This is a genomic window from Pedobacter kyungheensis, assembly GCF_000812965.1.
In the GTDB taxonomy this organism is placed as follows: domain Bacteria; phylum Bacteroidota; class Bacteroidia; order Sphingobacteriales; family Sphingobacteriaceae; genus Pedobacter; species Pedobacter kyungheensis.
Window position 1 is genome coordinate 18789 of record NZ_JSYN01000028.1, and the last position, 24150, is coordinate 42938.

Genomic DNA, 24150 nt, shown 5'->3' on the forward strand with positions numbered 1-24150 from the left:
TGCATAAGGAACATGAAAAATTTTCTGCTCTACGGCGCGCTTTCTTGTGTATTATTTGCTTCATGCCAGCCATCGAACGCAGCAAAGGAAAAACCTGCCGCAAAAACGGCTACTGAAGCGGCTAAAACAGATTCGGTAAATACAAAACCTGCTGATGCGAAAACGATCCTCGCCCGGCGGGAAGTACCGGTTTTGTGTTATCACCAGATTAGAAACACCACAGCGAGCGACAGCAAAAGGGCACACGATGACATTATAGCGCCAGATAAATTCAGGGAACACATGAAAATGCTGGCCGATAGTGGTTATCACTCTATTTTACCCGATCAGTTGTACGATTATCTGGTTTATGGCGCCAAATTACCGGAGAAACCCATTATGATTACTTTCGATGATACCGATGAAGATCAGTTTACGGTGGGCAACACCACACTGAAAAAACATGGTTTCAAGGGTGTTTATTTTATCATGACGGTATCAATCGGTAGAAAAGGGCGCATTAATTATATGACCAAAGAGCAGATTAAACAACTCTCTGACGAAGGAAATACCATTGCCAGTCATACCTACGACCATAAAAACTTTGCCCAGTTTACGGATGCAGACTGGAAAACCCAGATTGATGAACCCACAAAAAAGCTGGAAGAAATTACAGGCAAAAAAGTGGAATATTTCGCCTATCCTTATGGCGTGTACAAAGCGGCAAACCTGCATAAACTGAAAGAACACGGATTTAAGGCCGCTTTTATTTTATCGACTGCGCGCGATGAAAACTATCCGTTGTTGACCATCAGAAGGATAATTGACCCGGGAAGATATACCGCAAAAAACCTGTATTACAGCATTAACAAGAGCTTTAATAAAACAAAACCTTAGTTTCGACTGTAAGTTATAAGCGAATTAATTGTTGCTTTATGAAATATCTTATCCCTTTTTGCCTTTTCGGATTGCTGATTGCATCGGCTTGTAACAACCCTAAAAACAATACAAACAGTACGGAAAATACTGACAGTACCCAAACGACCAAAACCGCTTTACCTGAAAACTTTTACAAACGTTTAACAGGTACAATTGACGGTAAAACAGTGGTGGTAAACCTGCAAAAAGTAAATGGCGAATATGATGGAAACTATTATTACGATGGTTCATGGCTCAATTTGGCCAGCGATACCTTAATTGGAGCAGATAGTGTAGTGTTGCGCGAGAACAGTTTTTACGATTATTACTTCGACCAGAACGCCAAACAGCCCCACTTTTCTTTAAAATGGACCGGTAACGCATTTAAAGGTACCTGGGAAAGTGGAAATAAAACCAAACAACATCCGGTTTTACTAACAGAGGCATATCCCGAAGGTAGTTACGAATTTATAGCCGGTATTTATCAGGATTCGGCAAAGGCTTTTGCCAACAAAGCCAAATCGCCTTCGGCACAAATCAGCTTCGAATACTTACAAGCTAAAAAGCAGGATGATCAGAGCATCTGGTTAGATAATCAGCTTAAACAGATAGTTGGTATTAAAAACAATGCAAACCGCGAAACTGGCTTTAAAACTATCGCACAGGCCTACTTTAAAGATTATGTTAGCGAAGTGGCCGACCAGCAAAAAAATGGCAGGACTGACGATTTTGAAGCCTGGATGAATTATACCAATAACAGCCAGCAAAGTATAAGTTTTAATGGCAATGGCTATGTGGTAATCGATTTTCTGGCTGATAGTTACACTGGTGGAGCCCATGGTAATTACAGCAGTACCATGTATTGCTTAGACGTGCAGAGCAAAAAGCAAATGACTTTAAGCGATGTAGTTAAAATTGACAGCAATACCTTACAGCGCATTGTAGAAAAAAACTTCAGAAAAGAATACAATGTTAAAGCTAACGATGCCCTTAACTCGGTTTTGTTTGATAATTTTTTAAAGCCTAACAAAAACTTTTACTTCAATAGCAGCGGGCTTGCTTTTATGTACAACCCTTACGAAGTTGCCAGCTATGCGCAGGGGCAGATTGTGGTATTTATTCCTTTTGCTGAACTCAAACCTTATCTGGTGCCAACTTTTGTTACAAGAATGGGGTTGAAATAAATTTCACTGCTGTATTGCATTAAAACGCTTAATTATAACGCACGCGTTAGAAATGGGTGTGAGCATAAATGAAAACTGCACACTGCAAACTGACAACTGATAACTTCTGCGCCTATCACCTTAAATCAGCGGGAAAAACATTAATACAATGGTTCCCGCAGATTACGCGGATTAACGCAGAGTTTAAAATTTGAATCTTTTTTTACCCACTTCAAACTGACAACTGATAACTTCTGCGCCTATCACCTTAAATCAGCGGGAAAAACATTAATACAATGGTTCCCGCAGATTACGCGGATTAACGCAGAGTTTAAAATTTGAATCTTTTTTTACCCACTTCAAACTGACAACTGACAACTGATAATTTCTGTGCTTATTTTCTTAAATCAGCGGGAGAAATAAATAAAGTGCTTACCGCAGTGTTTGAGCAGATCCTTTGACAAAATCAGGATGAAAATCAATATTTAGATATAATTATACCCTCAAAGCGTATATCATTTGGCTAAAAGACTATAATTATCACCTCAAAGCATATATCATTTAGCTAAAAGACTATAATTATCACCTCGGAGCATATATCGTCTAGCTAAAAGATTATAATTATCACCTCGGAGCATATATCGTCTAGCTAAAAGACTATAATTATCACCTCAAAGCATATATCATTTGATCAAAAGACTATAATTATCACCTCGGAGCATATATCATCTAGCTAAAAGATTATAATTATCACCTGGGCGAATTGAATGTTTAAGCTCAAAGCTTAAATTTACTATAAAATATCTTTCACCAAATACTCCTTGCCATTAAACTTAAAACTTTCGCCTATGGCTTTTCCAATCAGCAATTTACCAATAGGCGATGCCTGCGATACCGCAAAGAATTTCTGTCCGTCTACATTTAATTCGCCCGCACTAATGCTGATGTAAAAATTACCTTCAGAAGTTAATACCACACTTCCATTTTTGACCAGTTTAGCTGGTTCTACATTTTCAAGCAGTTGCAAGGCTATTTTCTGTTGCCCCGCTTCGTACAACAACTTACTGTTACGGTCCATTTCCTGCTGCATCATTTCGCGTGTAGTTTCATATTTATCGCCCGCGCTGCTCTTGGTATCATCGTTTGATGCCTGACGCGCCTGCTCCATGGAATAGGTGATATTCTCAATCCTATTTTGAATAAAAGTTAAACACAATTGAAATAAATTCGACTTTAAAGCAGACATAATGCGAAATGTAATAATATAAAATGGATGAAGGGAAATGAACGGATTTACTTTCGAAAGGCAAAAGCCTGCGCCAGAATGGATTCTATTTTTGCTTTGGGAATATCTTCCAGCTGGTTGATTAATAAAATCTTCATTCGGGCTCTTTTCTCTTGCAGTAAATCTTCGTGTTCGATGTGTTTTCCATCTACCAAACCAATATAAGGCTGATGGAGTTTTTTGTGCACCCAAAGATAGCAGAACATTTTTCCTTTATGGTAATAAAAAGGCATGCCATATTTCCAATGTTCTGTAATACCGGTATAACCTGTTAAAAGCGACCTTAAATACTGCAGGCAACTTTTAACAGGCTCGTTTTTCTGTTCGAAATACTGATCGAGTGGATTTAGCATTGTTTTCCTTTTTATAGAACCAATATTTCGTCTAAATTGAAGAAATCCCTTCAATTAGCAAAAGACTTTCTTAACGAAACTCCCAACTCAAAACTTGAATCTCAAAACTACTGCTCAATCCAACTCACCTTTTCGGACATTGGCCCACGGTTTGGCGTCCAGGGTTTTTCGTTGTGATAGCCCATGTAGAACAATCCGATGCATTTCTCGTTTGCTTTCAGGTTTAAAAAATCGTCCAGATCATCAATAAGCGGTGGCGAACTCCAGTAAGCGCCAACTTTTAAACTTTCAGCAGTTATGGCCATATTTTGTACGGCACAGGCGACAGCTGCCAGTTCTTCCCATTCAGGTATTTTGCCGCTCACCTGCATGTTAATGGCAATAATACAATCGGCCTGACCTGTTTTCTCCGCAAAACTATCGTATTTTTTCTGCAAAAACTGTTGCGGGCTAACCAGGGCTTTATACAAGCGCCCCAATTCTTCACCTAATCTGGCTAAACCTGCTTTCCTGATTACCACAAAACGCCAGGGTTCTGTTAATTTATGGGTTGGCGCATAATTGGCAGTTTCTAAAATCTGGTTAATCACTTCAACCGGAATTTCCTTTTTAATATAACTGGCCGGAAAAATACTGCGGCGCTCTTTTATAACTTTTGATACAATTTCGTAATTAGTGCTCATCTGGTAAATATAAGGTAAAAGGCATGAGGTTTAAGGTTTAAGGTCAAAATGCTTAAAGGTTTGACTTTTTATCAACCAAAAATATAGCGGAAAGATTAAAGACTAAAGCAAAAAGACCCAAGCTGAGTACTTGCTACTTGATTCTCCATACTTAACGCTCTATACCCAATTTACTTGATTCTCTGTACCCTGCTCCCTGCCAACTGCTTCCTGATTTGTTTAACCTTAGCAAAAAAAGCAATACTTTCTTTATCGACTAAAAAATCCATAGTCTCCATGAGTTCGTCTTTAATCCACTCGTGCTTGGTATTCAAATTAGCGAGGATATTTAAGCAGTGCGATTTAATGGCAACAGGCACCTTTTCGTCAATTAACCAGCTAAAAACCACTTCTACCAAATGATCGGTATCATAATCACGAATAATTTCTTTTATTTCAGGCGAAGCATTTTTCTTTGTCATAAAAGCCAGGATTTTGACGAAATGCCTGAGGGCTGAAAAATTGTTTTGCTGTGGAAATTTCTCCAGAAAATAAAGCGTGTGCCGCAAAAAGCGATCCTGGTGATTGCTATATACGTTTTCTAAAATCCAGGCTGCCCTGAAACCAATTTGTTCATCTTTATAGAAACTGATATCAATTAAATCTTTAACCGAAAAAGTATCTTCAGATGCAATAGCGGCCAGTTTTTCTACCTTATTCTTTTGCAGGGTGGTTTTGATGGTTTCGAGTAGCGGATGGTTTTCCATGAGGCTAAAATAAATGTTTTGCTACAGATTAACAGATAAAACCTTATTGTTTATCTAGCGAGTTCAATACCTCCACACCTTAAACCCTCCTACCTTCCAGCCTTCAACCTTCAACCTTTCATCCTTCCATCCTTTCCAGCCTCAACCTTTTTGACTATCTTTGCGCCTTATTTCAATTATAGCATGATTTCAGTTTCTAATTTATCGTTACGATACGGCAAACGCACATTATTTGAGGATGTTAACTTAAAATTTACCCAGGGCAACTGTTATGGTGTAATTGGGGCTAACGGTGCAGGTAAATCTACTTTTCTAAAAATTTTATCAGGAGAAGTTAGCCAAACTTCGGGCAGTGTTGCTTTTACTCCGGGCGAAAGAATGGCGGTTTTAAAACAGAACCACTACGAATTTGATGAGTTTTCGGTATTAGAAACAGTAATGATTGGTCATAAAGAACTTTATGCCATCATGAAAGAAAAAGATGCCATTTACATGAAAGAAGATTTTTCTGAAAAAGATGGCGAACGTGCGGGTGAACTGGAAAATCTTTTTGCGGAGATGGATGGCTGGAACATGGAAAGCAATGCAGCAACGCTTTTAAGCAATTTGGGTATTACAGAAGAAAACCACTATAAATTGCTGAAAGAGCTTGATAACACGCAAAAAGTACGTGTGTTATTGGCGCAGGCTTTATTTGGCAATCCTGATATTTTATTACTGGATGAGCCTACCAACGATTTGGACATCGAAACCATCGCCTGGTTAGAGAACTTTTTAGCCGATTACCAGAATATTGTATTGGTTGTATCGCACGACAGGCACTTCCTGGATGCGGTTTGTACGCATATTGTGGATATCGATTTTGCTAAAATGAGTATCTACACCGGTAACTACACTTTCTGGTACGAATCAAGTCAGCTGGCGTTAAAACAACGTAGCGACCAGAACAAGAAAATGGAAGATAAGGTTAAGGAGTTGCAGGAATTTATCCGCAGGTTTAGTGCAAATGCTTCGAAATCAAAACAGGCAACTTCGCGTAAAAAAGCTTTAGATAAGATTGATATTACCGAGATTAAGGCATCGAGCCGTAAATATCCGGCCATTATTTTCAATAATACAGGTCGTGAGGCTGGTGACCAGATTTTACAGGTAGAAAACTTAGGTAAAAGCGGAAATGACGGTGTATTATTCGATAAAATCACTTTCATGGTAAATAAGGGCGATAAGATTGCCGTTTTATCACAAAACAGTTTGGCTACTGCAGCATTTTACGATGTGTTAACCGGCCGCGATGCTGAGCATAAAGGTGAATTTAAATGGGGTGTTACCATCAGTACGGCCGATATCCCTAACGATAACTCTGAATACTTTGCAGGAAAAGACGAAAACCTGGTTGATTGGTTGCGTGAATACTCTGGCACTGATGCCGATGAGCAATTTGTACGCAGCTTTTTAGGCCGTATGCTATTTTCGGGCGAGGAAGTATTGAAAAACGTTAAAGTATTATCGGGAGGTGAGAAAATGCGTTGTATGTTTTCGAGAATGATGCTACAACAAGCCAACTTACTAATGTTTGATGAGCCAACCAACCACCTTGACTTAGAATCGATTGAGGCATTAAACAACGGTATGAAAGATTTTAAAGGCACGATTTTGTTTACTTCACGAGATCACCAGTTAACCGAAACTGTTGCTAACAGGATTATCGAAATTACACCAAAAGGTACTATTGATAAGTTAATGACTTACGATGAATACATTAACAATGCGGATGTTGCCAAACTTCGCGAAGAAATGTATTCGTAAGAACATCGAAAATATACGTAATGAGCCGCCCCGAAAAACCGGGGCGGCTTTTCTTTTTTAAAAAATATCCATCCGCTGTAGCGTTTTCATTGCCTTAATCGTTTTACAAGAAAAAAGCGTTAATGGCCATTAACCAATTTTATTAAAAAATTGATTTAAAACATTAAAATGAAAACTAATTTGAAAAACTTCGGTATCACTACTAAAATTATTTTCGCTCTCCTGGCAATCACAATAACCATAACAGCCTGTAAAAAAGACTTTAACAATGATCCTATTGAGGCCGCCGGTATTGGCTTCGTACACGCATCACCAGGAACTGCTGCTTTAGATTTTGTACTCGACAACCAAAAAATAAACAGCTTTACTTATACCAAAGATTTAGGCTATTATGCGGCTTATCCGGGTACCAGATTGGTTGGCGTAGCTAAAAAAGATTCGTTAAAATATTTAACTACCACTACTGCCACTTTAAAATCGGGCTCTTTTTACTCTGTTTTTGTGGTTGACACCTTAAAATCGACAAAACTGTTAGTATTGGAAGACGATTTAAAAGCACCTGAAACTGATAAGGCTAAAGTTCGTTTCGTAAACTTAAGTCCGGGTTCAAGTCCATTCGATTTAGCTGTTGCCGGTACTGATGCACCTTTATTTACCGCCAAAGCATTTAAAGAATTTACCCCTTTTACCAGCATTGCACCTAACGACAGCTACACTTTCCAGTTAAAACAAGGTGGAACAGTTAAAGTTAGTTTGCCAGCTGTAAAAATTGAAAAAGGAAAAATTTATACCATCTGGGCTAAAGGATTATCATCTAAAACCGATAGCACCGGAGTTGGCTTGTCAGTTATGACCAATAAATAATCTACCTACCTGTGGAAACTGAAAATAACACTGCACAAACTTTTGCGCGGTGTTATTTTCTTAAATTTGAAAAATTAATCATGATAAACCTTTAATTAATAGTCCTTTACAGGGGTGGTAAAAAAAATACTCAGTTTTGAGGAAATTTTAAAAGGCTGTGTAAAAAACGACAATGGCTGTAAAGAAATGATGTATAAATCATTTTATGGCTATTTAATGGGCATTATTTTAAGGTATACCAAGAACCCTTCGGATAGCGAAGAGCTTGTAAATGACACTTTTATCAAAATTTTCAAGCACGTTGGCACTTTCAAAGCCCCGAAAAACCCCGAAGAATTACAGCGTTCGTTTAAAGGCTGGATTGCGCAGATTGCCTCGCGCACGGCTATAGATAAAATACGGAGTTCAAAAATTCAGTTTTATGTTGATGATCTGGCAGAACACGAACATCCGGTTACCCAGGTTTCGGTTGCTTCCGAGCTGCATGTTAATGATATTTTGAACTTACTAAATCACTTACCAGATACGCAGAGACTGGTATTTAACTTATATGAAATTGAAGGTTTTGCACACGATGAGATATCGAAAATGCTAAATATACCAGAAAGTTCGAGCCGTGTTTACCTTACACGCTCCAAAAATAAGTTACGTACCCTTTACCTAAATACCTTGGTTAATTCATATGAAAAAAATGGATAAGGAATTAATTGAGCATATCAAATCACAGCTTCAAAGCCACGAGGAACATTATCCTGCGGGGGCATGGGAGCGCTTTTCAGGAACAGAGGAGAAAAAACGGCGCATTGCTTTTTGGCCGTTATGGGCTGCTGCTGCCTTAATTTTTGTATTTGGAGGCGTATTTTTTGCGCTTAATAACCAGGATCAGAAAAATGGTATCGCTGCAGTTAAACCTCAGTTAAAACAACTTCAGCAAGCGGATACTAAACCAGCAATTGATAAAAATGCAACCATTAAAGAAAATGCTACTCCGGTAACCAACCTGAATGATAAGAATGCATCAATTTTAGCCAGCAGCAAACCTGTTCAAAATACAGGTACCACAAAGCCCGTAACCACTGAAAACACCAGTTTTACACTGCAACAAGCTACTAATGAAATTGAATTAACGAATGTTAATTTGCTAGAAAATACCCTTAAAGGCATTAATCTGGCGGGTTCTTCGTTTAAACCTATCGATATTTTAAATACGCAGAAAAAAACTGCACCTGCTCCTGCTCAGACACCAAAAATGAGGTTTGAGGATTTACTGGCGCAGGATAGCCGCGACAATCAAAATAAACCCGTTACAAAAGCTGGTCAGCCATCTAAATGGACACCAGATGTTTATGTAGCCCCTGCCATGGGGAATGACAATAAGGTAACCATGAATTATGGTGTATCCTTATCATACGCCATTGCCAATAAATTATCAATCAGTTCTGGTGTTTCTTATGCTTCGATTAGCACTACCGAATCACTCAATGCCCAGGCACCACAAAGCTTATCGGGCAAAAATTTATCTTCAGTTGATGCTAAAGTTCGAGGAATAAACATTCCTTTAGAGTTAAAATATAACATTAGCGATAAACTTTATACCGGCATAGGGGTTTCGGCCTTAGCCGTAATTAACAATAGCCAGCAGAATAATTATATCGTAAACCAGGTGCAAAATGTTTCCTATTCAACGGCAAATGGTCTGGCCGATTCGAAAATGTTGATTGTACAGGAAAAAACAACCGAACCGCAGCCTGAAAACAATTTAGATCCGGATAAGTACATTGGTTTTTACAATTTCTCGTTAGGTTATAAGCAAAAAATTTCGAAAAAGAACAACATTGCCATTGAGCCTTTTTTAAGATTGCCAATGAAAACTTTCTCTAAAGAAAACCTGAATCTGACCAACGGCGGCTTGCGTTTAAAGATAGATTTTTAACCAATCGTTTAATATTTGTTATATTTGGTTAACGCCACTATGAAAAATATTAAACCATACCCAACCGAAGAGGAACTCCCTCCTATCCAAACCGTTAACGAGGTAGATTTTTCTGCATACTACAGTTATGCAGATTACATGCGTTTTGAATTTGAAGAGCGTTTGGAAATTATTAAAGGGCGCATCTTTAGCATGAGCCCTGGCCCTAACCGGATTCATCAAAAAATATCCGGACAAATATTTGGTCCTATTTATAATGTTCTAAAAGGTCACCAATGCGAAGTATATAGTGCACCTTTTGATGTCCGACTGGCCAAGAAAACACAGGCCGATAAAGAAGTATTTACTGTTGTGCAACCCGATATTGTGGTGGTTTGCGATCAAAGCAAGCTAGATAATCGTGGCTGCATCGGTGCACCCGATATTGTGGTAGAGATTTTATCGCCAGGTAACAATAAAAAAGAGCTGATCAATAAATATGAAGTTTATGAGGAGGCCGGTGTTAAAGAGTACTGGATCGTGAGCCCTGAGGATAAAAGTTTTTTCAGGTATATACTGGATGATCAGGGTAAATTTCAGCCTACCAAACTACTCACTGTTGGAGAGGAAGTGACCACCAGCATTTTACCTGGCTTAACCCTTGTGCTTGAAGAGATTTTTGAGGATTAAAGGTGGATATCAACGAAAGAAGTCAAGTTTGAATGGCAAAGTTGCTATTTAAACTTGACTTCTTTGAAATCGTTTATTTATAACTTAGTGACCTGAGTGACCATCAGCACCATGAGCGTGACCATGAGCCAACTCATCCTGAGTAGCTTCACGTACATTTAAAATCACACCGTTAAATACCAGGTTTTTACCTGCCATTGGGTGGTTTAAATCTACAGAAACGGTATCTTCATGCACAGCAGTAACACCTGCTCTGAACTGGTTACCATTGTTATCCTGCAAAGGAATTACGTCGCCAACATTAGGCAATTCGCCACCAGCTTCGGTAAACATCGTTTTAGGCAAATCGGCAAAAGCTCCCGGATCAATAGCACCGTAACCATCTTCAGCAGATAATTCGAAACCATATTCATCACCAGTTTTTAAACCAGCAAGGTGCTCTTCAAATTTAGGCAACATCATGCCTACGCCATATAAAAATACTAAAGGATTTTCCTGATCAGCTTTTTCTACAAAAACCTGTTGTCCTTCTTCGTTAGTAGTATGCAATTCGTAAGTTAATGCAACTACTGAGTTTGGTGAAATATTCATCTATTTTTCTTTATTGTATGTGCGTTAATGCTTCCTCAACAGTGTTAACCGGCAACTGGCATACTTTATTTCGGCAAATATAAACTTTTGTTTCATTGCTTTGCTTACCTTTTAACAGCGGCAGGTTACTTTTTGTTCCACCCAATACAATTTTGTTTGGAATATAATGTCCGCTTAATGCTAATTTAACTACTTCGGTTTCTAATCCGGTAATGGCAATTTCGTTTATGCTATAAACCTCGTTTAACAATTGTATGGCCCAGTTCGAATAGGCCGAACCATAAGTTTTAATTTTTGGTTCTACTGCAGCCAGCATTGATGTAGCCTTTTCGGTATAGTTTTCCAGATCAAAAAGCAGTCCAAGTTTTTTAAGGTTTTGCGCCATGGCAGAGTTCGAAGCCGGAATTACGTTATCCATCACTTCATGCTTGCGGGCAATTAAGCCCTCTCCTGCTGCTGGTGTATAAAAAAACATGGGTGAATCGATATCAGCGAAGTTCGCCAATACATAATCGCTCAGCAATTTGGCTTCTTCCAGCCACTTTTCATCAAAATCATATTCGTACAGGGCAATTAAGGCTTCGATTAAAAAAGCATAATCATCAAGGAAGCCTGTAATAGAAGCTTTTCCGTTTTTGTAGTTGCGGTATAAACCACTGTCTTCTGATCGCAGCTTAGTTAAAATAAACCGGGCTGCAGCCGAAGCCTTTTCGTAATAAGGTTGATGGTTTAAAACCGTGGCTGCATCGGCCAGGGCCTTAATCATCATGCCATTCCAGGCAGTTAGGCATTTATCATCTAAACCTGGCCTAATGCGTTTGCTCCGCTCAGTTAAAAGTTTAGCTTTAGCCGCCGCAACCTTATTGTACAAGGTTTCTGCATCAATCCCGAATTGTTGCATTAAGTCATCATCGCTGATGGTTTTACGCAAAATATTAGTTTGTTCTTCTTCCCAATTGCCTGCTTCGGTAACATTGTAATAGGCACCCAACAATTGTGCATCCTCACCCAAAACCGCATCAAATGCTGCTTTATCCCAAACATAAAACTTGCCTTCTACCCCTTCGCTATCTGCATCCAGGGCCGAAAAAAACAAACCATCAGCCGAAGTCATTTCGTTAAAAACCCATTCAATCGTTTCTGTTGCTATTTGCTTAAACAAATTGAACCTGGTGCACTGATAAGCTTCGGTATACAAACTGATTAACTGGGCATTATCGTAAAGCATTTTCTCAAAATGAGGCACATGCCATTTGTCATCAACCGAATAACGGGCAAAACCGCCACCAATCTGATCGTAAATACCTCCGCGCCCCATTTCTTCGAGCGTATGGCAAACTGCTGTAAAAACGGATTGATCGTCTTTTAGAAAGCCATAACGCAACAGAAAAACCCAGTTATTGGGCAAAGGAAATTTGGGTGCACGGTTATAACCTCCGTAACCCATATCGAAATGGCGTTTCCAGGGTTCGATAATCGCTGTTAAATGCTCGTTGGAATAATCTTCCTGATTAACTGCAGGAATTATCTTTTCACTTTCGCGAATACCCGAAGTTAACCTTTCGGCGTACTGAATAGCTTTATCGGGCTCATTTGCCCATAAGGCAGCCACATTCTCCAGGATATTAATCCAGTCGTTTTTTCTAAAATAAGTACCGCCGTAAATCGGACGCTGATCGGGCAGGCAGATGCAGTTTAAAGGCCAGCCACCGCTACCGGTCATCAGCTGGATAGCATACATGTAAATCTGATCAATATCCGGACGTTCTTCACGATCGATCTTAATGCACACAAAATGCCGGTTCATTACTTCGGCTACTTCGTGGTTTTCGAAACTTTCGCGTTCCATTACATGGCACCAATGGCAGGCCGAATAACCAATGCTTACCAAAATCAGTTTATTTTCGGCTTTGGCTTTTTCTAATGCTTCAGCCCCCCATTCGTACCAATTAACCGGGTTATGGGCATGCTGGAGCAAATAAGGTGATGATGCGTGGATTAAATTATTGGTTTCGGACATGGTATGAGCTGTAAAATGTAAGCCGGAAAATGAATTTATTTCGAGGCGTAAAGCTATTAATAATCTACAAACCTGTTTCTATTTAGTTTTTGTTTTTATACTTTAGGTGAGAAATCTAAATCAGGAATGGAATCAACCACAAATAAGTTATTTACTGCCATCAGGGAGATTATTAACCAATCCCGGCTGAAAGTATTCCGTGCTGCAAATTCTGCATTACTGGAATCTTACTGGCAAATTGGAAAGCTTATTGTTGAGGACGAGCAACAAGGAAAACTGCGTGCTGATTATGGCAAATCAACTTTAAAATATCTTTCAGCGCAATTGTCTGCAGAATTCGGTAAAGGTTTTGACGAAAGTAATCTCCGAAATATCAGAAGTTTTTACAACTCGTTTCCAATTCGTGACGCATTGCGTCACGAATTGAGCTGGACCCATTATAGGGTTCTATCCCGATTAGATTCTGATGAAAAAAGGAAATTTTACCTTAACGTTTTGAATTAGATAATAAATAACAACCAATGAAAATCACCCATACCGAAATATACCGTTTTAGTATCCCGATGGAGCCTTTTGTTATTGCAACCGGCACCATGCACTTTGCACAAAATGTACTGGTACGCATTTATACCGATACGGGCATTCATGGCATTGGCGAATGCTCGGCATTTCCGATGATTGTAGGCGAAACGCAGGAAACCTGCATTGCTATGGCTAAAGATTTTGCTGCCATTTTAAAAGGTAAAGATCCATTAGACATTCCGGAGCGGATGAATGATTTGCTCGGTTATGCCGACCACAACAGCACCATTAAAAGCGCTTTTGATATGGCGCTGTTTGATATTGCTGCCAAAAATGCCGGTTTACCGCTCTACAAGTTTCTTGGCGGACAAAAACGGACGATAGAAACCGATATGACCATAGGCATCGATACACCTGAAGGAATGGCCAATACAGCGCTAAAATATATAAACCAGGGTTGCCGAATCCTTAAAATTAAACTGGGTAAAAACGTTCACGATGATATTGAACGGGTAAAACACATTCGAGAAGCTGTTGGCGAGGAGATTACCTTACGACTGGATGCCAACCAGGGCTGGAGCTTTGACGATGCGCTGTTTGCTTTAGGTGCACTGGAAAAATATAACATTGAATTTTGCGAACAACCCATGCGTACCTGGTACGACGATAAACTTCCTGAGCTCAACCTGAATTCGCCTATTAAATTAATGGCCGATGAAAGTTGTTACAACCACCACGATGCTCGAAAACTAATTAACAGTCAATCGACCACTTATTTAAACATTAAATTTTCTAAATCTGGAGGCATACTCGAAGCGCAGAAAATACACGAAGAAGCACTGCAAACCGGTGTTAAATGCATGATTGGCAGCATGCTCGAAACCAGAATTGCTTTGAGTGCCAACCTCCACTTTGCCTATGCGAGTCCGAATGTAGAGTTTTTTGACCTGGATACGGCTTTATTGGGCCATTTGATTGATCCGGTTGTTGGAGGCTTAACTTATAATGGCTATTTTTTAGATGTATCTGACGAAATTGGCATCGGTGCTGAAGCAGATGAGTTTTTCTTAGAGAAATGCGAAAGCTGGGTTGTGTAGTTTAACGCGTTTGGAGTTGTGCGTTTAGCGTTTGGGTCGATTAACCGATTTAAACAATTAACCGGTTAACCCTACGATAATTAACGAATCACTAGCTTACTCAGCGCAGTGCTATCACCATTAAAAGCATTAAAATCAACCACATGACCAATGCCATTAATTTTGGCTTTATCAGAATGCTGCCAGAATTTCCAGCGGCTATTGTCCAACCGTAATTTAGGTTGATAGTAGTGGGCAATCCACAAAGGATAATCGCTGAAATGCGTATCCAGATAATCTTCGTAAAACTTAAGCCCGGTGTAAATAATTGGCCTGACTTTCGTTTTCAGTTCTACATAATTTAGGAAATCGGCCAGTTCGGCGCGCATTTTTAATGGAGAAACACCATCTAATGATTCGATATCAACCACAGGAGGTAAATCACCTTTCTCTACATTCACTACTTGCAAAAAGAATTTAGCCTGTGTTTTACCATCTTTCCGCGGCCTGAAAAAGTGATAAGCGCCACAAATGATACCTGATTTTGGTGCTTCGCGCCAGTTGCGCTGAAAATAAGGATCGACCATCATAACACCTTCTGTAGCCTTGATAAAAGCAAAACTGATTCTTACCTCGTCTTCTTTCATCGATTGCACCAGCGGCCAGTTTATCTTGCCCTGATAATAAGAAACATCGATGCCATGAATGGTATATTTTTTAGGGATTTTGATGTTAAAACTCTCGTAAGTGCGGTAATTGGGATCTTGCCCCCAGTCTTTAACCCAACGCCATGTAGCTACAAAGCCTTTTAAAATATAGCCGTAATATAAAGGCGAAAGCAAAACCAGCAACAAAGCTGCAATGGCAATTTTAAGCTGTACCGGAATTTTAGTCTGCTTTTTTTTACTGGTCGCAGGTTTCCTCACGGCTGGTTTACGAACGGCAGGTTTACGGGTAACAGGCTTTTTGTTAATGGGGGCTTTTTTTTCTGGCGGCATTGATTCGGGTTCCGGATGCAAATTTGTAAAAAATTACGCGATATTTTTCTCTCAACTTTTTTTAGTTCTGTAAATGATATGTAATTCAAATGATGAATTAATGATTAGGCTTTTGCTATTTTTACGGCATCCGGAAATACCATGTTCAGACTCTTTTTTAATACCTACAAAGCATCATTTAGCGGCCTCAGTCGCGAAACCTGGTTATTGAGCATTGTAATGATGTTTAACCGCTGTGGAAGCATGGCTGTTCCTTTTATGGGGCTTTATGTTACCCAAAGCCTGCACCGATCAGAAATGGATGCTGGCTTAATTATCACCTTGTTTGGCGTGGGTTCTATTTTAGGTTCTGCAACCGGTGGAAAATTAACCGATATGATCGGCTTCAGACCGGTGCAAATCCTTTCTTCGGTAATTGGCGGAATGCTGTTTATTTTATTTTCAACTATCACCCATTTTTCGACCCTCTGTATACTGGCAGTGGTAATCAGCTTTTTTTCTGAAGCTTTCAGGCCCGCCAATTTTACAGCTGTGGCCCATTATGCAAAAGAAAATACCATTACGCGCTCCTATTCATTAAACCGGCTCGCCGTAAACATTGGTTGGTCGGCAGGGATTAGTATGGCGGGTATTATTGCCTCCATTAACTATAAACTTTTATTTATTGTAGAAGGTTCGGTAAGTATATTGGTTGGACTTTCAATTTTGTTTTTATTACCGAAAGTGAAGGATTTTATTAAAAAAGCAAAAGAAACCCGCAGCAACATGGTTATTTTAAAACCCTGGGAAGATGGCTTTTATGTAAAATTTATCCTATTAACTACCCTGTTTATTACCTGTGCTTTCTTAATGTTCAGGGTAGTGCCGGTATTTTTTAAAGAGGAATGGCATATCGACGAATTTGCCATCGGAATCATTATTGGCTTAAACGGTGCAATTATTGCCTTATTCGAAATGATTATGATCAATAAAATCGAAAAGAAAAGGTCGCCCATGTTTTTCATCATTATTGGCTCTGTTTTCTTTGCAGTATCGTATCTGTTGTTAAGCGCACCAATTATTTTTCATGTTATTTCGGCTGTGTTGACCATTGTAACCTTCACAATTGGCGAAATGTTTGTGCTCCCCTTTATCAATACAGTAGTAATTAGCAGAAGCAATGAACACAACCGAGGCTTATATGCAGCAGGCTATACATTAAGCTGGTCTTGTGCACAGGTAGTAGGTCCGCTTGCTGGTTTTTATATTGCCAAACATGTGGGGTATAACTGGCTTTGGTTTGGATTGGCCTGTATCTTATTGCTTTGTGCCTATGGTTTTAGCGTACTGGATAAACGCCAGCAACAAGCTGTATTGAAAACAAATTAGTTTACAGTTGGGAAATTGCCAACTGTAAACTGAAAACTTTAAGCTGCAAAGAATTACTTAAATTTTTGAGCCTTAACACCTTCTTTGGTAATCTTTACTGGTAAAATCATACCGTCTGCATCAAATTTCATTTCATCGATACAGGTTTCGCGATGGTTTCCGTCAGTTTCTGTGAGTGGTCTGCGGTGGTAAACGATGTAATATTTATTCTTTTTCTCATTAATAATTAAAGAATGATGCCCTGCCCCTCTTGCAATTGTTGCATCTTGCTGTAAAATTTTACCTACTCTTTTAAACGGACCAAATGGCGAATCGCTTACCGCGTAGGCTACGCAATAATCTGGACCTGTCCAGCCGCCCTCGCTCCACATGAAATAGTATTTACCGTTTCTGATGAACATATATGGCCCCTCTACATAATTATCAGGCGTTATTTCTTTAAAGGTAGTTCCATCCGGGAAAGGCAGGAAACCCGTAAAATCTTGATTTAATTTGGCAATATTACAGTGTTTCCAGCCACCATAAATCAGGTAATATTGTCCGTCTTTATCTTTAAACACAAACTGATCAATAGGCTGAGCACCGTTATAAAACTTATCAACCAGTGGCTTACCTAAGTGATCTTTATATGGCCCTTCGGGCTTGTCGGCTACAGCTACTCCAATTCCACCAATTTCTTTATCGCTCTGAATATCGTTGGCCCCGAAAAATAAATAGTATTTTTTGTCTTTTTGTACAATTGCCGGAGCCCACATGGCTTTATTGGCCCACTTAACCGCAGCAGTATCTAAAACATGAGGGTGTTTTTTCCAGTTTACCAAATCATCAGAAGAAAAAGCATCGATAAAAACCTGCTCTTTATACCTTGCCGAGTAGGTTGGATAAACCCAGTATTTATTGTTAAAAACAGCGGCCTCAGGATCGGCGTACCACCCGGGAAATATTGGATTTCCGGATTGCTTAATCGTTTTAGTATCCTGAGCAAAAGAAGCAAGCCCGGATAAAAGTAAAAGAGAAGAGAATAAATATTTCATGGGTACAATTTAGAAAAAAAATCTGTTTAACCGCAAAGTACGCGAAGAAATGGCGCGAAGGACGCTGAGTTGAATGCATGTTTTAGGTAGTTATTAAAACATCAACCACAGAGGGCATAGAGTTTTTCACAGAGAAGCACTGAGGTATATTGCTCAATACTTTCCTGATTAAAAAACTGAGATTATGGCATGCTCCAGAATGACGTATTCAATAACGCATAACCTTATTCTTCTTGTACGCTATGTATTTTCTTTGTGTTCTTTGTGGTTTAAAAAAAAGCAGCATTCAGGTTCTGGAAACAATTTGCAGCTTTAGCGGCCTTTGTGTTTCAATCTGCGTGCTTTCCGGTTAAAAAATAGTGTCTTTTTTTACCAACGACGGAATACAGACGCTGATTTTCAAAAAAAATCCCTGTTTAGCCAGGCCAAACAGGGATTACAGGAGCACGGAATAAGTTTATTTACTTAATTCGGCAAAATACTTGTGGAATAAAGGCAGAGTTTCGATTCCTTTGTAGTAATTATAGATATCGTATTTCTCGTTTGGTGAGTGCAATGCATCGCTATCTAAACCGAAACCAAAAAGTACCGATTTAATACCCAATACATCTTCAAATAAAGCCACAATTGGAATACTACCTCCGCCACGTGTTGGAATGGCCGTTTTACCGAAACTATCTTCGATAGCTTTTTCGGCGGCTTTGTAAGCTACGCTATCAGTTGGCGTTACCACAGGCTCGCCCCCGTGGTGCGGCGTAACTTTAACTTTTACATTTTTAGGTGCAATGCTTTCGAAATGTTTGGTAAAAATTTCAGCAATTTCTTCTGAGCTTTGGTTTGGCACCAAACGCATCGAAATTTTAGCATTGGCTTTACTTGGCAATACGGTTTTAGCCCCTTCGCCAATGTAACCACTCCAGATTCCGTTCACTTCTAATGTTGGGCGCGTTCCGGTACGCTCTAAGGTAGAATAACCTTTTTCGCCCCAAACTTCCTCAATATCAAGATCCTTTTTATATTCAGCCTCATCATAAGGTGCTGAATTTAAGGCTTTTTTCTCTTCGTCTGTTAATTCAACCACTTTATCGTAAAAAGCAGGAATGGTAATATGATTGTTTTCGTCGTGTAAAGAAGCAATCATTTTACACAAGATCGTTGCCGGGTTAGCCACTGCACCACCATAAACACCTGAGTGTAAATCGCGGTTTGGTCCTACTACTTCAACTTCCATGTACGCCAAGCCGCGTAAACCTGTTTCGATTGATGGGTGTTCCATGCTAATCATCGAAGTATCAGAAATTAACACTACATCGGCTTTTAAGCGCGCTGCATTTTCCTTTACGAAAATACCAAGATTTGCAGAACCTACCTCCTCTTCGCCTTCAATCATAAACTTAACGTTGCAAGCCAGGGTGTTGGTTTCCATCATCAGTTCGAAAGCTTTTACATGCATGTAAAACTGGCCTTTGTCATCGCAGGCACCACGGGCATAAATTTTACCATCACGCACCGTTGGCTCGAAAGGAGGCGTATGCCACAATTCTAACGGATCGGCTGGTTGTACATCGTAGTGGCCATATATTAAAACAGTTGGTAAAGCAGCGTCAATAATTTTCTCGCCATAAACAATAGGATATCCGGCTGTTGGACAAATCTCTACGTTATCGGCTCCTGCATCCTTCAGTTTCTGTGCTACATAATCGGCAGTTTTTAAAACATCGCCTTTATATTTAGGATCGGCACTAACCGATGGAAAACGCAATAACTCAAACAATTCATCTAAAAAACGTTGTTTGTGCGTTTCTACGTATTTTTTAATTTCTTGCATAACAAAATTAGTTTGGGCAAATATAGGTTTTACCAAATAAATGACACCAAATACGGGCTAAATTATCGTTAGCTCAGGGTAAAACTAGCCAAATACGTAAGCATGTACTTTTTACTGCTTTAAACACGTCTGCCGGCGAATACAAAAAAATGGTTTATTGTTTGTAAAAAAGAAATCAGAGGGTGTTATTTATATTTACTTTTTTGTACATTGCGCAAACAGATATCCTTAAACCTGCATAGAAAGAATTTTTGAAGATGAAGCATAGTGCATTAGTATTTTTATCGCTGCTGCTACTGCTTTGTGTTTGTACCACCTCTTTTGCCCAAGCTCCGCCACCAAACCAAAACCCAACCCGCGTTAGCTGCCCCGAAGCCGCTCAATATTATTCGAAAGATAGTATCAACATTGTAACTTTTGGCGCTAGTACAGTTGAAGGCGTAAACGGGCAAGGTTTTCAAACCATGCTGAGAAACAACTTTTTAAACTGTTATACCAATAAAATTGTAGATATAACCAACCATGGTATTGGCGGACAAACGACTTTTCAGGGTTTGCTTAGAATTGACAATGCCATAAGTAACCGTACTGGCTTTATTGTGATAGACATGGGGATTAACGATGCTGTATCTATTGCACGAGGTAAAGGAAGTGTTGCCGAAACGATTGCCAATATGCGGAGCTTTATTACCACCAGCATGAAACAAAAGTTAGTGCCTATTTTATGCACTTTACAAAATGTTGATGACCGCACGGATAAATTTAATGTTACCGTTAATACCAACATCAGAAGTATAAATACCGGATACAGACGCCTGGCAGCAGAATATAAAATTTACCTGGCCGATGTTAACGCAGCCATGAGAAGAGATTTCTCTTTATATCAGGATGCTTTCCACCCCAATGCACGAGGCTACCGGTTAGTAAGTTATGTAATTTTTGATACCATTAACAAAGCCATTTTCGATAAGTTTTTAAAGTTTACTGTTACCCAGAACTACCCCAACCCTGCTTCAATGCAAACCTTTATTGATGTGGTTTTACCTGAATCGGATAAAATTAACATCCAGATTTACGATTTAATGGGCCGCCTGGTTAAAACAGTGGTAAACGAATACCTTAATACCGGTAAACATACTTTGGAAATCAATACGTCTACTTTTGTGCCTGGCATTTATTTCTTTAAAATCTCTTCCGATTCAGGTCAGTACAACTCGGCCAAAAAGTTTATTGTGGCACGGTAACAAAACAATTAATCAATAGTCACATAGCTGATTAATTTGTTTCATATCTTTAACAATGCCAACAGAAACTTTTACCAATGAGGTGATCGATATCAGCTCGCTACCGAAATACGAAGAAATAGCACTCCAACATCCTCACTCCGATTATTGGAAAATTATTTGCATTAACTTATCCGTTTTTTTAGGTTTTATCGGAATCGGCGCCGTTATACTGTTGTTTTTTATCAACGAAATCAGAACCCACGCCTTTTTAATAACGACCATCTATGTAACACTTGCCGTTATATTGTTCCTGTTATTTCGGGCCAGCTTTAAGAAAAGAGGATATGCCATCCGTACACATGATGTAATCTACAAAAGCGGCATCATTGCCGAATCTACCACCATTGTACCTTTAAATAGGATCCAACATATCGAACTGAACGAAGGTATTTTATCCAGAGTTTTTCATCTGGGATCGTTACAAATCTTTACCGCAGGCGGCCAAACCGGGCATATCCACATTTCGGGTATCCCGATTGAAACGGCAAAAAACATTAGGGATCTTTTATTAAAAAAACTGGATTTAACTGAAAATCAAACTACTGATCCAACAGCATCATGAACAAGGATTTCAGTAAACCCCAGCGACAATCGGCGGCAGGCATTATTGTAATGGCCACGCACACCTTTTTAAAGATTGTAAAAGCTAGTTTTTTCATTTTTGTTTTAGCTTTTATAAAAATGCCGCTCCACCAAATATTTTATGTTTTGGCAGGCGTAGCTTTGCTTTTAGTAATCAGTTTCTTTTTTGCCTACCTGTGGTATTTAAAATTCACCTTCTTTTTAGATAAAGAAAAACAGGAATTTGTGGTAAACAAGGGGATATTTAACCGCGATCAGGTTATTATACAACTCGATAAAATCCAGCAGGTTAACATCAACCAATCTATCTTACAAAAAATTATAGGAGTTTATGGTTTAAAAATAGATACTGCAGGCGCACACGGCGAAGAAGTAAGTATCAGAGCGATTGACGAAACTTCAGCCTATAACCTTAAATCACATTTACTCCATAAAAAAGTTACCATTGAAAACCAACCGGAAGCCGAAACAGCAGCCCAAATTACTGAAGAAACCCCGTTCTTAAAAATAAGCTCGTGGACTTTATTTAAGGTTGGGCTCACTTCAAACTATGGGCAAAGCCTGGCACTGCTTGCAGCATTCTTTTATACTGTAATTTACGAAGGCAGACAGTTATTAGATAGCCTTAAAATTGATAAAAATACCATAGAAAGTACCGTTACCGGCATGTTAACCATTGTAACTGCATTTATTTTAATTGGTGTACTATTGCTGGTTTTACTGGTAATTAATATGGTGCGAACCTTTTACAAGTATTTTGAGCTGCAAATCAGTCAGCATAAAGATACCCTGCTCCTATCATCAGGTTTAATAGCCAAGAAAAATACACTGGTTAACCCAGCTAAGGTGCAAATTACCAAATACAGCCAAAACTATTTCCAGAAGAAGCTAAACCTGCTAAACGTAAGTTTAAAACAAGCACATTTTGGCGAGAGTAAAAAAGGGCACGAAATGCAGGGCAATACGATGGAAATTCCGGGTTGCAATACTCCTGAGCGAGATGAATTACTGCGGATGATACTGGCCAAGCTCCCTGAATCAAACAAAACCTTTATCCCCGACTGGCGTTTTTTAAACCTGCCTATTTTTTTCAAGTTGGTTTTGCCTGTGGCCATTTTTATAATTATAGCCATAAATGTTCCAGAGATTAAACCTTTTATAAGCGCAGCAGCTATTTATTTAATTGCAGGTGTTGTTATGATTTACATCAGCTACAAAAAGCACTGCATTTCGATAAGCGAAGAATTTGTTGTGAAAAAGAGTGGTATTTGGGATATTTCACATGAAATTATAACACCTGCTAAAATTCAGGCCATTACTACTTTTCAATATCCATGGCATAAAGGTGTAGATGTGGGTCATTTGTGCCTGCATACTGCTGCAGGGCAAATTCGATTTAAATATGGCAATTATACCGAAATTAAAGAGATGGTAAACTATTGGTTGTACCAGGTTGAACATCACAACAAGAACTGGATGTAATAAAAAACAGTTGCCCGGACTTAATACCAGGCAACTGTTTTTGTGCTAATTATTGTAAGCAGCAGCAAACTCAGTGGCAAAATCCTGAAGGCTGGTACTGCCCAAAACCGGCCTGTTTTTGTAATAATCTACAAAAAGCTTGTTACTTCTGATGGCATCGCCCATTTCTACGTAATTTTTGGCAATTTCTTCAGGTAAACCAGCGCCAGTCATGCCGTTAAATGCATCTTCATCGCTAAATGCTATCCATGGCAATTCGGGTTTACCAACAACGGTTCCTAAAGCTTTAGCTACATCGGCAGGTGTGCTTTGATCGTCATTAGCTACATATAATACACTTTTCCCGCTCAATTCACTTTCCAATGTTTCGGCCGCAACTTTTGCAATATGACGTGGGTGAACCAGCACTAATTTTGCATCGGCACCAAAGTTGGAACCTAAAATATTGGCATGTTTAACCATATCGATATTGGCCAGGAAATTAATGAAGAAATAACCTGCGCGTAAATGTTTAATGGCTACGCCATCCAGTTGGGCAAAAGTATTTTCTACCTGGTGTAATCCGGCAATTGGTCCGGTTCCATCTGGCAAATCAGCACCTACACTGCTTAAATTCACCACTTTTTTAACACCCGATTGCTGAATGGCTGCAGCATAATTTTTACCGGTTTCGCTGATATAAGCCTTGAACTGAGGTGCAGAAAAATCTGGCGGTACCATGGTATAAATGGCATCGGCACCAGTAAAAGCAGCAGTTAAAAATGTGGTATCGGCCACGCTTCCAATCAGCGGAATAGCGCCCAATGCTTTAATGGCTTCGGCCCGATCGGGATTGCTGCTGATAATTTTTACTTCGTGGCCTTTGGCTACTAAAATTTCGGCAAGTGGTTTGGTAATATTTCCTAACGATCCTGTTAATGTGATTTTCATGATATTTTGTTTTTAAATTATGGATACAAAGCTA

Annotated in this window: 23 protein-coding genes; 13 read left to right on the plus strand and 10 right to left on the minus strand. The window is 39.2% G+C overall.

What is annotated here, in order from left to right; all coding sequences use genetic code 11:
- The first annotated feature begins 12 nt into the window (after window positions 1-12).
- Together OC25_RS20770 and OC25_RS27075 are read left to right on the plus strand one after the other, a co-directional pair.
- A complete protein-coding gene (locus tag OC25_RS20770; protein WP_039480004.1) occupies window positions 13-876 on the plus strand; it encodes a polysaccharide deacetylase family protein in 864 nt (287 codons plus the stop codon).
- Between the two features lie 38 nt (window positions 877-914).
- Window positions 915-2081, plus strand: a complete 1167-nt coding sequence (locus tag OC25_RS27075; RefSeq protein ID WP_052266363.1) for an RsiV family protein — start codon at window positions 915-917, stop codon at window positions 2079-2081.
- A 772-nt stretch (window positions 2082-2853) separates the two neighbouring features.
- On the opposite strand, the gene OC25_RS20780 is transcribed toward OC25_RS27075, so the two are convergent.
- The 4 genes from OC25_RS20780 to OC25_RS20795 all read right to left on the minus strand — a co-directional run bounded on the left by OC25_RS20780 (window position 2854) and on the right by OC25_RS20795 (window position 5127).
- On the minus strand, window positions 2854-3306 hold the full coding sequence (locus tag OC25_RS20780) for a 3-oxoacyl-ACP synthase (protein WP_039480005.1): 453 nt from the start codon (window positions 3304-3306) through the stop codon (window positions 2854-2856).
- Between the two features lie 47 nt (window positions 3307-3353).
- Window positions 3354-3698: a DUF1801 domain-containing protein gene (locus tag OC25_RS20785; RefSeq protein ID WP_039480006.1), complete on the minus strand. Its 345-nt coding sequence runs from the start codon at window positions 3696-3698 to the stop codon at window positions 3354-3356.
- A 107-nt stretch (window positions 3699-3805) separates the two neighbouring features.
- Window positions 3806-4381 (minus strand): nitroreductase family protein, encoded by a 576-nt coding sequence (locus tag OC25_RS20790; protein ID WP_039480007.1) that lies wholly within the window; start codon window positions 4379-4381, stop codon window positions 3806-3808.
- Between the two features lie 170 nt (window positions 4382-4551).
- Window positions 4552-5127 (minus strand): hypothetical protein, encoded by a 576-nt coding sequence (locus OC25_RS20795; protein ID WP_039480008.1) that lies wholly within the window; start codon window positions 5125-5127, stop codon window positions 4552-4554.
- Between the two features lie 183 nt (window positions 5128-5310).
- Here OC25_RS20795 and OC25_RS20800 point away from each other — a divergent pair, with 183 nt between their 5' ends.
- From OC25_RS20800 to OC25_RS20820, 5 genes are all read left to right on the plus strand, one after another.
- Window positions 5311-6933: an ABC-F family ATP-binding cassette domain-containing protein gene (locus tag OC25_RS20800; RefSeq protein ID WP_039480009.1), complete on the plus strand. Its 1623-nt coding sequence runs from the start codon at window positions 5311-5313 to the stop codon at window positions 6931-6933.
- A gap of 168 nt (window positions 6934-7101) precedes the next feature.
- The gene (locus OC25_RS20805) at window positions 7102-7797 is read left to right on the plus strand and encodes a DUF4397 domain-containing protein (RefSeq protein ID WP_052266364.1); all 696 of its coding nucleotides are present in this window, start codon (window positions 7102-7104) and stop codon (window positions 7795-7797) included.
- A gap of 114 nt (window positions 7798-7911) precedes the next feature.
- Entirely contained in the window at window positions 7912-8496 is a 585-nt protein-coding gene (locus OC25_RS20810; protein WP_039480010.1) for an RNA polymerase sigma factor, read from the plus strand.
- The gene (locus OC25_RS20815) at window positions 8489-9730 is read left to right on the plus strand and encodes a hypothetical protein (RefSeq protein WP_156131550.1); all 1242 of its coding nucleotides are present in this window, start codon (window positions 8489-8491) and stop codon (window positions 9728-9730) included. The genes OC25_RS20810 and OC25_RS20815 overlap by 8 nt, the downstream gene beginning before the upstream one ends.
- A 39-nt stretch (window positions 9731-9769) precedes the next feature.
- Window positions 9770-10399 (plus strand): Uma2 family endonuclease, encoded by a 630-nt coding sequence (locus OC25_RS20820; protein WP_082018676.1) that lies wholly within the window; start codon window positions 9770-9772, stop codon window positions 10397-10399.
- 84 nt (window positions 10400-10483) lie between these two features.
- Here OC25_RS20820 and OC25_RS20825 read toward each other — a convergent pair whose 3' ends face one another.
- Window positions 10484-10990 carry an FKBP-type peptidyl-prolyl cis-trans isomerase gene (locus tag OC25_RS20825; protein ID WP_039480012.1) on the minus strand — a complete coding sequence of 169 codons (507 nt, stop codon included), beginning with the start codon at window positions 10988-10990 and terminating at the stop codon, window positions 10484-10486.
- A 10-nt stretch (window positions 10991-11000) separates the two neighbouring features.
- Complete coding sequence (locus OC25_RS20830) at window positions 11001-13010, minus strand: thioredoxin domain-containing protein (protein WP_039480013.1); 2010 nt, start codon at window positions 13008-13010, stop codon at window positions 11001-11003.
- 126 nt (window positions 13011-13136) lie between these two features.
- Between OC25_RS20830 and OC25_RS20835 the strand changes: the two genes are divergently transcribed.
- On the plus strand, window positions 13137-13514 hold the full coding sequence (locus OC25_RS20835) for a DUF1016 N-terminal domain-containing protein (RefSeq protein ID WP_052266365.1): 378 nt from the start codon (window positions 13137-13139) through the stop codon (window positions 13512-13514).
- 17 nt (window positions 13515-13531) lie between these two features.
- Window positions 13532-14629, plus strand: coding sequence for a mandelate racemase/muconate lactonizing enzyme family protein (locus OC25_RS20840; RefSeq protein WP_039480015.1), 1098 nt, complete (start codon window positions 13532-13534; stop codon window positions 14627-14629).
- Between the two features lie 80 nt (window positions 14630-14709).
- Here the strand turns inward: OC25_RS20840 and OC25_RS20845 are convergent, their stop codons facing one another.
- Window positions 14710-15606, minus strand: a complete 897-nt coding sequence (locus OC25_RS20845; RefSeq protein ID WP_039480017.1) for a glycoside hydrolase family 25 protein — start codon at window positions 15604-15606, stop codon at window positions 14710-14712.
- A 141-nt stretch (window positions 15607-15747) separates the two neighbouring features.
- On the opposite strand from OC25_RS20845, the gene OC25_RS20850 reads away from it, so the two are divergent.
- A complete protein-coding gene (locus OC25_RS20850; protein WP_039480019.1) occupies window positions 15748-16974 on the plus strand; it encodes an MFS transporter in 1227 nt (408 codons plus the stop codon).
- 53 nt (window positions 16975-17027) lie between these two features.
- Here OC25_RS20850 and OC25_RS20855 read toward each other — a convergent pair whose 3' ends face one another.
- Window positions 17028-18008: a glycoside hydrolase family 43 protein gene (locus OC25_RS20855; protein WP_039480021.1), complete on the minus strand. Its 981-nt coding sequence runs from the start codon at window positions 18006-18008 to the stop codon at window positions 17028-17030.
- 457 nt (window positions 18009-18465) lie between these two features.
- Entirely contained in the window at window positions 18466-19836 is a 1371-nt protein-coding gene (locus OC25_RS20860; protein ID WP_039480023.1) for a dipeptidase, read from the minus strand.
- 257 nt (window positions 19837-20093) lie between these two features.
- Between OC25_RS20860 and OC25_RS20865 the strand changes: the two genes are divergently transcribed.
- From OC25_RS20865 to OC25_RS20875, 3 genes are read left to right on the plus strand one after another with little or no spacing between them, the layout of a single operon-like run.
- Entirely contained in the window at window positions 20094-21080 is a 987-nt protein-coding gene (locus OC25_RS20865) for an SGNH/GDSL hydrolase family protein (RefSeq protein ID WP_039480025.1), read from the plus strand.
- 55 nt (window positions 21081-21135) lie between these two features.
- On the plus strand, window positions 21136-21684 hold the full coding sequence (locus OC25_RS20870) for a PH domain-containing protein (RefSeq protein ID WP_052266366.1): 549 nt from the start codon (window positions 21136-21138) through the stop codon (window positions 21682-21684).
- Complete coding sequence (locus OC25_RS20875; RefSeq protein WP_039480027.1) at window positions 21681-23186, plus strand: PH domain-containing protein; 1506 nt, start codon at window positions 21681-21683, stop codon at window positions 23184-23186. Before OC25_RS20870 ends, OC25_RS20875 begins: the two co-directional genes overlap by 4 nt.
- A 45-nt stretch (window positions 23187-23231) precedes the next feature.
- Here the strand turns inward: OC25_RS20875 and OC25_RS20880 are convergent, their stop codons facing one another.
- A complete protein-coding gene (locus OC25_RS20880) occupies window positions 23232-24116 on the minus strand; it encodes an NmrA family NAD(P)-binding protein (protein ID WP_039480029.1) in 885 nt (294 codons plus the stop codon).
- Window positions 24117-24150: the final 34 nt, after the last annotated feature.

What these genes read in the sequence shown, in the direction of transcription:
- OC25_RS20770 (WP_039480004.1), top strand. Translation starts at nt 13, where the DNA reads ATGAAAAATTTTCTGCTCTACGGCGCGCTTTCTTGTGTATTATTTGCT.
- OC25_RS27075 (WP_052266363.1), top strand. Translation starts at nt 915, where the DNA reads ATGAAATATCTTATCCCTTTTTGCCTTTTCGGATTGCTGATTGCATCG.
- OC25_RS20780 (WP_039480005.1), bottom strand. Translation starts at nt 3,306, where the DNA reads ATGTCTGCTTTAAAGTCGAATTTATTTCAATTGTGTTTAACTTTTATT.
- OC25_RS20785 (WP_039480006.1), bottom strand. Translation starts at nt 3,698, where the DNA reads ATGCTAAATCCACTCGATCAGTATTTCGAACAGAAAAACGAGCCTGTT.
- OC25_RS20790 (WP_039480007.1), bottom strand. Translation starts at nt 4,381, where the DNA reads ATGAGCACTAATTACGAAATTGTATCAAAAGTTATAAAAGAGCGCCGC.
- OC25_RS20795 (WP_039480008.1), bottom strand. Translation starts at nt 5,127, where the DNA reads ATGGAAAACCATCCGCTACTCGAAACCATCAAAACCACCCTGCAAAAG.
- OC25_RS20800 (WP_039480009.1), top strand. Translation starts at nt 5,311, where the DNA reads ATGATTTCAGTTTCTAATTTATCGTTACGATACGGCAAACGCACATTA.
- OC25_RS20805 (WP_052266364.1), top strand. Translation starts at nt 7,102, where the DNA reads ATGAAAACTAATTTGAAAAACTTCGGTATCACTACTAAAATTATTTTC.
- OC25_RS20815 (WP_156131550.1), top strand. Translation starts at nt 8,489, where the DNA reads ATGGATAAGGAATTAATTGAGCATATCAAATCACAGCTTCAAAGCCAC.
- OC25_RS20820 (WP_082018676.1), top strand. Translation starts at nt 9,770, where the DNA reads ATGAAAAATATTAAACCATACCCAACCGAAGAGGAACTCCCTCCTATC.
- OC25_RS20825 (WP_039480012.1), bottom strand. Translation starts at nt 10,990, where the DNA reads ATGAATATTTCACCAAACTCAGTAGTTGCATTAACTTACGAATTGCAT.
- OC25_RS20830 (WP_039480013.1), bottom strand. Translation starts at nt 13,010, where the DNA reads ATGTCCGAAACCAATAATTTAATCCACGCATCATCACCTTATTTGCTC.
- OC25_RS20835 (WP_052266365.1), top strand. Translation starts at nt 13,137, where the DNA reads ATGGAATCAACCACAAATAAGTTATTTACTGCCATCAGGGAGATTATT.
- OC25_RS20840 (WP_039480015.1), top strand. Translation starts at nt 13,532, where the DNA reads ATGAAAATCACCCATACCGAAATATACCGTTTTAGTATCCCGATGGAG.
- OC25_RS20845 (WP_039480017.1), bottom strand. Translation starts at nt 15,606, where the DNA reads ATGCCGCCAGAAAAAAAAGCCCCCATTAACAAAAAGCCTGTTACCCGT.
- OC25_RS20850 (WP_039480019.1), top strand. Translation starts at nt 15,748, where the DNA reads ATGTTCAGACTCTTTTTTAATACCTACAAAGCATCATTTAGCGGCCTC.
- OC25_RS20855 (WP_039480021.1), bottom strand. Translation starts at nt 18,008, where the DNA reads ATGAAATATTTATTCTCTTCTCTTTTACTTTTATCCGGGCTTGCTTCT.
- OC25_RS20860 (WP_039480023.1), bottom strand. Translation starts at nt 19,836, where the DNA reads ATGCAAGAAATTAAAAAATACGTAGAAACGCACAAACAACGTTTTTTA.
- OC25_RS20865 (WP_039480025.1), top strand. Translation starts at nt 20,094, where the DNA reads ATGAAGCATAGTGCATTAGTATTTTTATCGCTGCTGCTACTGCTTTGT.
- OC25_RS20870 (WP_052266366.1), top strand. Translation starts at nt 21,136, where the DNA reads ATGCCAACAGAAACTTTTACCAATGAGGTGATCGATATCAGCTCGCTA.
- OC25_RS20875 (WP_039480027.1), top strand. Translation starts at nt 21,681, where the DNA reads ATGAACAAGGATTTCAGTAAACCCCAGCGACAATCGGCGGCAGGCATT.
- OC25_RS20880 (WP_039480029.1), bottom strand. Translation starts at nt 24,116, where the DNA reads ATGAAAATCACATTAACAGGATCGTTAGGAAATATTACCAAACCACTT.